This is a genomic window from Lysinibacillus agricola (assembly GCF_016638705.1).
Classification (GTDB): domain Bacteria; phylum Bacillota; class Bacilli; order Bacillales_A; family Planococcaceae; genus Lysinibacillus; species Lysinibacillus agricola.
In genome coordinates this window covers 5,000,388-5,012,210 of the sequence record NZ_CP067341.1, presented here as the reverse complement: position 1 = coordinate 5,012,210, position 11,823 = coordinate 5,000,388, and the positions used below count along the sequence as shown (strand labels likewise).

Genomic DNA, 11,823 nt, shown 5'->3' with positions numbered 1-11,823 from the left:
AACGAGGGCGATTGTTCAATTAGAGCGATCGCTTTTTGTGCTAATCGGGGCAGATTAGTTGAAGTACATAATGTTGATGAGGGAAAAATTAATGGGGTCTGACGATAATTGTTTTATTGATATCCGTTTCAATGGTGGAGATATTCAATTTGACGTTTTAGAAGATACATAGTTATTAGTTGATATATAATAAAAAATACTTAGTTATATATTGGTTTTTTTAACTAGATGGAAGTGAAAGGGAAAAATATGAGAAAAAAAGTTATTTTATCATTAATGTTAATGACATTTCTTTCTGCTGTTGAAGGAACAATTATTAGTACAGCAATCCCCCGTATAACGAATGATTTGTCAGGCGTCGAACTTGTTAGTTGGGTTTATGCAATTTATATGCTTGCCACAGCTGTTTCGACTCCAATCTACGGGAAACTGGCTGATTTATTCGGTCGTAAAAAAGTTTTACTTATCGGAGCTACAATATTTTTAATTGGCTCTGCACTTTGCGGTATCGTTACATCGATGGAACAGCTCATCGTCTTTCGTGCCCTTCAAGGTCTAGGTGCTGGCGCTATTATGCCAATAACAATGACAATCATTGGTGACTTATATAGCGAAGTGAAAGACCGTGCAAAAGCACAGGGGTGGATTAGTGCTGTTTGGGGTATCTCTGGTGTTATCGGACCATTAGTTGGCGGATTTTTAGTTGATTCCCTTTCTTGGCGCTATATCTTCTTCTTAAACGTTCCATTTGGAATTATCGCTTGCATAATGATTGTCATTTATTATAAAGAATCTATTAAGCCTGCTAAGCATCATATCGACTATCTTGGTGCAACAGTATTCTCATTAAGTACAATCGCTCTACTATACGCGTTATTAACAGGTAGCAGTAAGCAAAACTGGGGGGACATGACAATTATTGGCCTCTTAATCTTTGCAGCTCTTTCATTCATTATTTTCTTATTCATTGAGAAAAAATCTCCGGAACCATTAATTCCGCTAGCACTTTTCTCTAACCGTACATTATCTATTATAAATATACTAACGCTTATTTCTGGTGCAATGATTATTAGTATTACAATGTATCTTCCAATTTGGAGTCAAGGTGTATTAGGGAAAAATGCGACAGACGCCGGACTCATTTTAATGCCACTACCTGTAATGTGGACAGTTGGCACTATTTTTTCAGGTAAATTAGTTGGTAGCTTAAATACGAAGCAAATCATTCTACTTGGAGCTAGCGTTCTTTCGGTTGCTGCCTTTTCATTATTTACATTGTCGACAGATTCACCAGCATTCCTCATTTATGTTGCAGTTGGATTATTCGGCTTAGGAATGGGGCTTATTACACCTATCTACATGGTAACAATTCAAGCGGCTGTTCCAAATAATACGCGCGGGACAGCAATTGGTTTAAACACATTTATCAATACGTTTAGTCAAACATTAGGAGCTGCAGTTTTCGGGGCAATGTTCAACACGATGATTCATGCACGCGGTATTAAAAACCTTGACCTTGTAACTTCTGGTGGGCATGAAGGAACTACAGCAAACGTAGTAACCGAATCGCAAGAAGCATTAGCTTCAAGTGTACATTTTATTTATATGGGTACTTTTATATTAGCACTAGTAACTTTAGTAGTTGTTTGGTTCTTATTAAAACCATCCACACAAACTAGTGAGCAATAAAAAATAATATAAAAATAAGCTGTGAAGAAATTTTTCTTTATAGCTTATTTTTTTAGAGTGATTATATAAAATCATTTAAATTACTGGTTGAGCCATATAAGAATCGAGGATATGCTTGATAAAACTGCCACTAATAACGGTCAATGAACTGTATTGTGATAAGATAAATTAAACATATCTTATGACTAAAGGAAGATTTGAATGGAGAATCGATTTTCAATAGGGGAAATGGCTAAGCTTCATAATACATTTGGGTTAAGATTATTATTTAATAGGAGAAATGATTATGATTGGAACAATATTTAATACAATGATGATAATAGTCGGGAGCATTGTGGGAAGCATCTTTAAAAAGGGGATAAAAGATGAATATCATAATATTTTAATGCAGGCTATGGGACTAGTAGCTATGGGGTTAGGAATAAATGCACTAGTACAACATTTACCTTCAAGCAAATATCCAGTGCTCTTTATTGTAAGTTTAGCTATAGGAGGTTTACTAGGTCAAAAACTAAAGTTAGAAACAAGATTTAATGCTTTAGTAAATAAGTACTCTAAGGGTAATTTAGCTGAAGGGTTATCGACTGCTATTTTATTATTTTGTATTGGAACTTTATCAATTTTAGGTCCCGTTGAGGCTGCGTTAAAGGGAGACTATACATATCTGCTTGCAAACGGTATGTTGGATGGAATTACTTCAATTGTTTTAGCTTCTACTTTTGGTATTGGGATAGCTGTTGCAGGAATAGTATTATTTGTATGGCAAGGTTCTATTTATTTAATTGCGATATTAATGGAGAATTCTTTAAGCAATGATCTTCTAAATGAAGTGACGATTGTAGGAGGTATATTAATATTAGCTTCCGGTTTAAGTATTTTGGGGATCAAGAAATTTAATACGTTAAATCTTCTGCCATCATTAATGATTCCTCCTATAGTATTTTTGATTATTCATTTAGCCCAATTATAATTTTTATTAGATATTGCATTTAGAGGGCTTTAGTTATCAATTGTATCTGTAAATGTACTTAGGGAGCTATGTTAAGTAAATTTACAAGAATTATCCAACTTAATTTAAAATATCCTTTTAATTTATTGACAATTCAAATAAAGGGACTATAATAATTAACAAGATTTGCATAACGAAAAATTGTTGATAACGATTTGGAGTATAAGAGTAAAAGCGTTGAAGTTAAAGCCTCCGGCGGATGTCACGGAATCGGAAAGGAGTTCTTTGTGCAAGCACAAAGCCGATTCCAGACGCAATTATGCCGAGGCATAATTGATTGGAACTTACAGAAAGTAGCCGGTCGATGAGAGGCGCAAGGAAAGTTAAAATGAATACATCTTGGAGCTGCGTACCGAACTTTAGTAGGATACGACGGGTTTGCATCCGTAATCAATGCAAAGGTATCGCTTTAGCCGTACCTATTGAGAAGGGTTATGTGAATAATTCTTAAATTAAGGTGGTAGCACGTTCATACACGTCCTTTAGGTTGATTCCTAAAGGGCGTTTTTTTTGCTCTTATAGAACTTGCAATATTAATTAAGAATTCAAGGAGTTGTATTGTATGTTTTTAAAACCAGAGGAACAATTAGAAATTATTCAAAAGGGTGTAGACAAGATTGTTAATGAAGGAGAGATGCTAGCAAAGTTCGACCATTCCTCAAAGAAACAAATTCCCGATAATATACCCTCAATGTTAATTGAAATAGGGAAAGAATCTGTACTAGATATTATTCCATCATTAATTGCTAAAAACTATATTAAAAGTAAAAGTGAATTTATGCGATTAATTAAACAAAATGACGTTTCTTTAAATGGTGGAAAACTTACAGTAGATGATACTGACAAGATATTGATGAATGAGGAGGTTTTACAAATTGGGAAGAAACGATTTATACGATTTATAAAATAAGGGAGCCAGATTGAATGATCTTCCTTTCGGAAATTAAAGAGAAATTTTAAACACTTTTATAACCATCTATCAAAAAAATGATAGATGGTTATTGTATTTCTAGGGGACATGCCTTAAGAAAGCGTCAACTGGGATAAATAACAATTGTCCTTGTGAATTTTGAATGCTGAATCACCTTTTTATTTTTTTAATATAATAATTATGCAAGGCTACCCTCAAAAGATTGTACACTTTAACCCTTAAGGACGGCCTTTTGTGATTAATATATAAAAGAAAATCATGCAATTATCCAAGTGCTTTAATGTTTAGTACAGATAATCTCTACAAGAACAATTTATTGCATAAATCCTTTGATGCAAAAGATATCGATAAATAATTTATAAAAATGCAATGAAATGTTGTGTCAAATTAGAAGGATATATATTTCTATAGTTTACCTTCGAAATTGAATTTTTTGTTAAATTTTCTCGCATTTTACCATCATCGTGCTAATTAATGGTATGCTATATCACAATAATAGTTATGGAGGCGGTATTATGTATTACAGTAACGGTAATTATGAGGCTTTTGCACGTCCTAAAAAACCAGTGGGGGTTGATGAGAAATCAGCATATCTTGTTGGTTCGGGGCTAGCTTCACTTTCAGCCGCATGTTTTTTAATTCGTGATGGTCAAATGAAGGGAGAGAATATTCATATTCTCGAAGAACTAGATATCTCAGGTGGTAGCCTTGATGGTATTTTAAATCCGACAAGAGGCTTTATTATTCGTGGTGGTCGGGAAATGGAAGATCATTTTGAATGCCTATGGGATTTATTCCGTTCAATCCCATCTTTAGAAATAGAAAACGCTTCTGTTTTAGATGAATTTTATTGGTTAAATAAAGAGGATCCTAACTATTCAAAATGTAGATTGATGGATAATAGAGGACAAAGACTTGAGGATGATGGGAAGTTTACATTATCTGATAAAGCATCTGAAGAAATGATTAAATTATTCTTTACTCCTGAAGAGAAATTAGATGATAAAAAAATTACAGATGTTTTCTCTGAAGAGTTCTTTGAATCGAATTTCTGGCTATATTGGTCTACGATGTTTGCTTTTGAAAAATGGCATTCTGCAATGGAAATGCGTCGTTATATTATGCGTTTCATTCACCATGTAGGGGGTCTACCTGATTTATCTGCTTTGAAATTTACAAAATATAACCAGTACGAATCTTTAGTACTTCCTATGATTAAATATTTGGAAGGCCATAATGTTGATTTTCAATTTAATACGGTTGTAGAGAATGTTTTAGTTGATAAAGTTGGCGATAAAAAAGTAGCTCATACTTTAGTGTTAAGACAAAATGGTGTGAAAAAGAATATCGAGCTAACAGAAAATGAATTAGTGTTTGTTACAAATGGTAGTATTACGGAGAGTACAACATATGGTGACAATAATACGCCAGCTCCTATAAGCACTGATTTAGGCGGAAGCTGGTCACTTTGGAAAAACATAGCTTCCCAAGATTCTGAGTTTGGTAAACCAGAAAAATTCTGCGATAACCTACCTGAAGAAAGTTGGTTTGTTTCAGCAACACTAACTACATTGGATGCTAAAGTTGCTCCGTATATTGAAAAAATAAGTAAAAGAGATCCATATGCTGGCAAGGTAGTTACTGGTGGTATTGTAACTGCTACAGATTCTAATTGGATGCTAAGCTATACGTTGAACCGACAACCTCATTTTAAAGATCAACCAAAAGACCAATTGGTAGTTTGGATTTATGGTTTACTATCTAATAAACCAGGTGATTTTATTAAAAAGAGTATTACTGAATGTTCTGGAAGTGAGATAGCACAAGAGTGGTTGTACCATATGGGTGTGCCTGTAGACGAAATACCAGATTTAGCACAAAATTCTTGTAATACAATTCCATGTTACATGCCTTATATAACATCTTACTTCATGCCTAGAGCAATGGGAGATCGTCCTTTAGTTGTCCCTAATGGATCTGTTAACTTAGCCTTCATGGGGAACTTTAGTGAAACTGAAAGAGACACAGTATTTACAACTGAGTATTCAGTAAGAACAGCAATGGAAGCTGTTTATCAATTGTTAGATATTGATCGAGGCGTTCCAGAAGTATTTGCATCTACTTATGATATTCGTACTTTATTGTCTTCAACTGCTCGCTTACTTGATGGTAAAAAGTTAACAGATGTAGATGCTCCATTTATCTTAAAACAAATAGGTAAATTTGGTATTCATAAAACGAAAGACACGATAGTATATGATTTACTTAAAGAAAGTAAATTGATTTAACAAACTAACATCAAGTATTGTTAAAAAATTAAATTTAGAAAAAAACGGCTTGTTGATTACACCGATAATCACAGGCCGTTTTTATTTATGGGATAAAGCTTTATTGTATAAAAAAGATGTGCTGTTTCATACCAGCATAAAACCACGAAACGAAAGCCATTTTTAGTTTTTTTATGGATATCACGATAAGTATAGTCCTTGATTTTTGTTATTATAGAAACTTATAATGAAAATGATTATCATTATCATTAATGTTTTTTATGTTCGAACGATTGATATTTTGGTGTGGTAGTAAAAATGGGATCCTCACCATAACGTGTAGTTGATTTCCGTTCCGACTGAGTGCTTTGTTGCTGACGCTTCGCTTTCGCACAGATAAAACATTGTTGCTGACGCTACGCTTTCGCACAGATAAAACATTGTTGCTGCCGTTACGCTTTCGCGCAGAGCTTCCTGGGGGCGTCCGATGAGACGCTACGCTTGCGCTCCAGGGTCTCGGGCCAACAGATGTTTTTTGCGGGAAAGCGAAGCGGCAGCAGAGGGTTTTGTTTGTGCGAAAGCGCAGCGACAGCAACAGCACCGACGTTGGTCACGAAGGCGTTATCACAGGACGTGATGGTTTTAGCCTTCGTTCCTCTATAGCTAATCTCCAAGGAGTCGCCCAGCCTCCACTCCAATCAACAAGGTATACGTTTTAACAAATGTCATCCCCAACTTTTGGTGATGAGCCAAAAATGTGACAATAAACTAATTATAGGAAGGTGTGTACATATGTCTTTAAAAAAACAACTTTGTATTGGATTAACATTGTCCTCTAGTAAAAAAGATAAAGAAAATATGCAAATGGATGATAATAAGTTTTATTCAGGAATTGAAGAGCAAATAGAGTTAGCTAAGCGTGCAGAAAAAGCAAAGTTAGATTTTGTATTTAAAGCAGATTATTTAGTGGCCCACCCTGATTTGATTGCTCGTAATAGGGGATCTGTAATTCTAGATCCAACACTATTTTTTACGGCTATTGCTCGTGAAACTAAAAAAATTGGAGTCGTTACAACTGCTTCAACATCTTTCAATCCACCTTATATATTAGCGCGACAATTACAATCTTTAAATTGGATTAGTAATGGGAGAGTAGGATGGAATATTGTGACATCGATTGAGGGTGCTGAAAACTTTGGGAATGAGAAGATGCCAGCATCTGAAGAACGGTATGCAAAAGCCGCAGAATGCACGGAATTGGTAAAGAAACTTTGGAAGAGCCATCCTTATGAAGTTTTAGAAGTAGATAGTGCAGATGCCGCTGAAGTGATTAGAGAAATGATACAGCCGATTGACCATGAGGGGAATTTTTTTCATGTAAAAGGTCCTCTTAATGTCCCTGAGCATTTTTCGGGAACAATGCCTTTATTTCAAGCTGGTGCTTCAGAGTCTGGTCGAAACTTTGCTGCTTCAGTTGCCGATGCGATTTTCGCTGCAACGCCAGATATCGAGTCAGGGATTGAATTGTGCAAAGATTTAAAAGAGCGGGCACAAGGGCATGGCCGACAACCAGATGCCATACGTGTATTACCTGGTCTATATTTCTTTATTGGCGATACGTATGAAGAAGCACAAGAGATGTATCGACAAGCTAATCAGCATCTCACGATAGAGCGAAGATATGCTTTAGCTGAAATGGTTCTCGGCTTGAATCTTAGAGAGTTAGCATTAAATGAAAAAGTCACTGCGAATATTCTTCCGGATGCTGACCAAGCTGTGCGTAGTAAAACGCATGCGGATTTATTACGACGATTTATTATTAAAAACGAACCAACTGTTGAACAGTTGCTTGAAAGACCAGAAGTAATTGGTTCTTCTCATTGGGTGGCTATTGGTACACCACAAGAAATTTTTCAACAAATCATGGAAAGATTCGAAGCAGGCGCACTGGACGGATTTATTGCAATCCCTGGAGGACCTCCAAAATCATTAGATCTCTTCTTTAGTGATGTGATTCCTTTATTTGTGGAAGCTGGAGTATTCCGAAAAGATTACGTAGGTTCAACTTTACGCGAACATTTAGGGATATTTGAAGCTTAAAAAAGTTAAGTGTTTATTCAGGCTTTATTTTAAAAGAAAGAAAGCTGATTCAAAGTAAAATGTACCCTATAAGATAGACACTTTGAAAAAAGTCTATCCTATAGGGTTCTTTTGTTTATAATGAGAAAAAAGATGTCGGAGCGGAATGAAATGACGAAAAGATTATTTACAAAAAAAGAGCAAGAACAACTAAACTGTAATCCTAATGTCCAAGCTATTAGTGATAAAGCGATTACTTATACTGAAGAATTTAAACGCCATTTTATTGCTGAAAATGAAAAAGGAAAACTCCCAAGAACGATTTTTGAAGAGGCCGGTTTAGATGTTGAACTGATTGGTTTGAAGCGCATTAGTTCAGCGGGAAAGCGTTGGCGCGCAGCTTATCGTACAACTGGAGTAGCGGGTCTACAAGATACACGGAAAACGAATTCAGGTCGTCCAATAGAACGGGAATTAAGTTTAGAAGAAAAAATTGCACGATTAGAAGCGAAAAATCGATTATTACAAGCAGAGAATGAACTTTTAAAAAAGCTCGATCTACTCGAAAGGCAGATGTTAAAGAAGAAATAACAATCGCAACAGAACTAAAATTTGATTTAATCAGTAAAACGATTCAAAAATATAAACTAAAACGTTTAGTAAGCTATCTATGTGAAATCATGGGCGTATCTCGTTCAGGTTACTATAATTATTTCACTGAAAAATCAGCACAAAAGCGCGCAGCCCATGAGTTAGCAGATGAAGCAATCAAAGAAATCATTTTAAAAGCGTATCATTTCCGAGGACGTAAGAAAGGTGCACGTCAAATTAAAATGACGTTAGAGAATCAATATGGGATTACATATAACTTAAAACGTATTCGCCGCATTATGAAGAAATTCGAGATTGTATGCCCAATTCGAAAAGCGAATCCGGCACGTAGAATGGCCAAAGCGACAAAAGAACATCGTACATGTCCAAATGAATTACAACGTAACTTTAAACAAGGTGTAGCAGGAAAAGTATTATTAACAGATATCACGTATTTGACGTACGGAAACGGCAAACGTGCTTATTTATCAACGATTAAGGACGCTGAGACAAACGAAATTTTAGCGTATGAAGTATCTGCTTCATTAAGTATGGATATCGCGCTCAATACACTTCGTAAATTGAAGCGAAATCACCACCATTTAACGAAAGATGCATTTATTCATTCAGATCAAGGATTCCATTATACGAATCCAAAATTCCAGAAACTTGTGAAGGAAATGGGACTAGGGCAATCGATGTCACGCCGAGGAAACTGTTGGGATAACGCCCCTCAAGAATCCTTCTTCGGTCATTTTAAAGATGAAACCAATCTGAAAGAGTGCGAAACATTAGAAGAAGTAAAACGAGAAGTGAAAAGTTATATGATGTATTACAACCATTATCGAGGGCAATGGAACTTGAAAAAGCTGCCGCCTGCAAAATACAGACAGCAGCTTCAAAAGGTTGCCTAGCTTTTTTTCAAAATGTCCTTTACAAAGGGTACACTTTAAAGTTATGAATCAGCTTTTACTATAAACTCTATATAATTAACTTATTCTAGTATGCTTTTGTGCTGCTATTAAATGGTGAATTTATCCATCTCTGCTCTTAGTGCATCAGCAACAGCATTTAGGTCTTTAGCTTTCTCGGAGACAGTCTCGATGCTTTTAAACTGTTCATTTGCGGAAGCGGAAACTTGCTCTGTACCAGCAGAGGTTTCTACTGCAGAAGCAGATATGTTTTGTACGGCACTAATGATTTGCTCCTTGCGTTCATCCATCTCATGAGATAAATGTTTCACCTCTTGTGCCACTTCACTCGTTTGATCAAGAGCTGCCTTTATTGTATTAAAGATCTCACTAGTATCCTCTGTAGCTTTTGCATTTTGTTCAACAATGCTAAGGCTCGTACCAATTTCCTGTACAGCACTTTTAGAAATATCTTGAATTGCGGAGATTTTGTTTTTTATATCTTCAGTAGCTATAGATGTTTGTTCCGATAATTTTCGAATTTCATCAGCAACAACTGCGAAACCTTTCCCTGCTTCGCCCACGCGAGCTGACTCAATGGATGCATTTAAAGCCAATAAATTCGTTTGAGTTGCGATATCTGTAATTGTATTGACAATACTTGATATATCAGATGAAGTTTTATCTACTTCTTGAACGATGTCACTTACCTGTTGTGAAGACTCACGATTCTTCTCTGACCAAATAGAGAGTTGGTTGACGGTTTCTACACCTTGATTACTTAAATGATCAATATCCTCTGTCATGGAAGCGATCATCTCAGTGCGCTCAATAACACGATCAATGTTTCCAGAAAGTTGATCTAATTGTTCAGCGCTTTTTTCTGTATCGTGAGCTTGTTCTTCTGTAGCTTTTGCTATTTCATTAATGGCTAAGCTAATTTCGTCAGTCGTACGTACCGTATCATCTGCTATTTGCATGAGAATCTTGGAGGAATCTGATAACTCAGAGCTAGTATTATGTATGTTGACGGTAACATTCTTTAATGCCGATCGCATGCTAGAGACACCTTTTGCCATGAGACCAATCTCGTCTTGATGATTTAATAGCTTCTCTAATTCTGGATTTTCAGTAAAGTCTAAGCTTGCAGTTTGATGAATGACATTTTCAAGATTCTTAATGGCAGAAACAATACGACCAATAATCCACCACATTAACGCTCCTATAATTAAAAAACTTACTATCCCTGTAATAATCTGATAGCCTAGCACAGAGTTTGTAATAGATTGAATACCGGTTTCGGGTACCCCGATGTCAATAACTCCATAAAGTTCGCCATCTTTATAGACAGGCTCCATTATGTCATATGTCCATATATCTTGAACTTCAGCATACCATCTTGTGAATTGCTTTTTTCCGTTTTTAGCACCATCGATTGTGTATTCATCCTCATACACTTTTCCTAATTTTCCTTTATCACTATGCGCCACCGCTTGAGCATTTTTATCAATGACAATAGCATAAGTCACATTTTCTTGCTGTGCTTTTGACTCCACAAAATCTTGTAATGATGGAATGGGGTCACTCTCAGAATTTAATATGGCTTCTGCTTGTTTTGCAACTTCATAGACCTGTTCATTGGCTTTCTCAATTAAAACTTCTTTACTATTTTTCCCAACAATCCACACACCTAATACGGAATTGAGTACAGACGACAATAACAGCAAACCTAATGTAAAAAACAATAATCGTCGCTTAATACTTTTGTTTTTCATATAGTTTCCCCTTTTGAGTTTTATGGCTCTTTATACCCATAAAAACTCTTTAATTTCTTAAAGTATTATGCAAAAATAACGAAATGTCAATAATAAATTGCGAAACTTGTTACTCAATTCTTGACAAAATGAGGTATAATAGTCCCTTCTTTTTTTTGAATTATGAAGCTTTAAACAGATTGTAAATACCTGTTTTGGGAGATTAAATAGTAAGCTGATAATTTATGATAATAGAGAAACTTTTTATGCAAGAGGAACCAATATAAATCCGATAGAGGAAAACCGTTGTTAATTTAGTATATCAATATAGTGTTTGGAATAAGAAAAACAATTAAGTTTAAATAGTAAGGGCTATGAAAAATATATCGCAAATGTGCTTTTTCTTGTATTTATCGGTAATAAAGCGTGCAGGAATTTATAATATCTCCTTTATATTTCTAATTATATGGTATAATATGGATTAAAATTACAGGGTTATAAGGGGGATTGTTTGATGAAAAGGTATACGGTTTTTGCATAGCAAAGGCTACTGCAATATAAGATAAAGCAAAAATAGCCTTTGCTCTTCCTA

The 11,823-nt window shown here is 35.3% G+C and carries 7 protein-coding genes; 6 read left to right on the top strand and 1 reads right to left on the bottom strand.

Annotation, left to right across the window (positions count from 1 at the left end):
• Positions 1 to 249 precede the first annotated feature (249 nt).
• The 6 genes from FJQ98_RS25055 (at position 250) to FJQ98_RS25030 (ending at position 9,480) form a co-directional block, all read left to right on the top strand.
• Positions 250 to 1,689, top strand: a complete 1,440-nt coding sequence (locus FJQ98_RS25055; RefSeq protein WP_053595509.1) for an MDR family MFS transporter — start codon at positions 250 to 252, stop codon at positions 1,687 to 1,689.
• Between the two features lie 286 nt (positions 1,690 to 1,975).
• Positions 1,976 to 2,659, top strand: a complete 684-nt coding sequence (locus FJQ98_RS25050; RefSeq protein WP_053595510.1) for a DUF554 domain-containing protein — start codon at positions 1,976 to 1,978, stop codon at positions 2,657 to 2,659.
• Between the two features lie 601 nt (positions 2,660 to 3,260).
• On the top strand, positions 3,261 to 3,608 hold the full coding sequence (locus FJQ98_RS25045; protein WP_053595511.1) for a hypothetical protein: 348 nt from the start codon (positions 3,261 to 3,263) through the stop codon (positions 3,606 to 3,608).
• A 536-nt stretch (positions 3,609 to 4,144) separates the two neighbouring features.
• The gene (locus FJQ98_RS25040; RefSeq protein WP_053595512.1) at positions 4,145 to 5,917 is read left to right on the top strand and encodes an oleate hydratase; all 1,773 of its coding nucleotides are present in this window, start codon (positions 4,145 to 4,147) and stop codon (positions 5,915 to 5,917) included.
• A gap of 771 nt (positions 5,918 to 6,688) precedes the next feature.
• Positions 6,689 to 7,996 carry an NtaA/DmoA family FMN-dependent monooxygenase gene (locus FJQ98_RS25035; protein ID WP_201406580.1) on the top strand — a complete coding sequence of 436 codons (1,308 nt, stop codon included), beginning with the start codon at positions 6,689 to 6,691 and terminating at the stop codon, positions 7,994 to 7,996.
• 150 nt (positions 7,997 to 8,146) lie between these two features.
• Positions 8,147 to 9,480 (top strand): IS3 family transposase gene (locus FJQ98_RS25030; RefSeq protein ID WP_425492671.1). Its coding sequence is split into 2 segments (ribosomal slippage): positions 8,147 to 8,531 and positions 8,531 to 9,480, totalling 1,335 coding nucleotides; the frame shifts between segments, so codons are not numbered across the junction.
• A gap of 107 nt (positions 9,481 to 9,587) precedes the next feature.
• Here the strand turns inward: FJQ98_RS25030 and FJQ98_RS25025 are convergent.
• Complete coding sequence (locus FJQ98_RS25025; RefSeq protein ID WP_053593795.1) at positions 9,588 to 11,252, bottom strand: methyl-accepting chemotaxis protein; 1,665 nt, start codon at positions 11,250 to 11,252, stop codon at positions 9,588 to 9,590.
• Positions 11,253 to 11,823 lie beyond the last annotated feature (571 nt).

Excerpts from the sequence above, each read along its gene's own strand:
- FJQ98_RS25055 (WP_053595509.1), top strand. The coding sequence starts at position 250 with ATGAGAAAAAAAGTTATTTTATCATTAATGTTAATGACATTTCTTTCT.
- FJQ98_RS25050 (WP_053595510.1), top strand. The coding sequence starts at position 1,976 with ATGATTGGAACAATATTTAATACAATGATGATAATAGTCGGGAGCATT.
- FJQ98_RS25045 (WP_053595511.1), top strand. The coding sequence starts at position 3,261 with ATGTTTTTAAAACCAGAGGAACAATTAGAAATTATTCAAAAGGGTGTA.
- FJQ98_RS25040 (WP_053595512.1), top strand. The coding sequence starts at position 4,145 with ATGTATTACAGTAACGGTAATTATGAGGCTTTTGCACGTCCTAAAAAA.
- FJQ98_RS25035 (WP_201406580.1), top strand. The coding sequence starts at position 6,689 with ATGTCTTTAAAAAAACAACTTTGTATTGGATTAACATTGTCCTCTAGT.
- FJQ98_RS25025 (WP_053593795.1), bottom strand. The coding sequence starts at position 11,252 with ATGAAAAACAAAAGTATTAAGCGACGATTATTGTTTTTTACATTAGGT.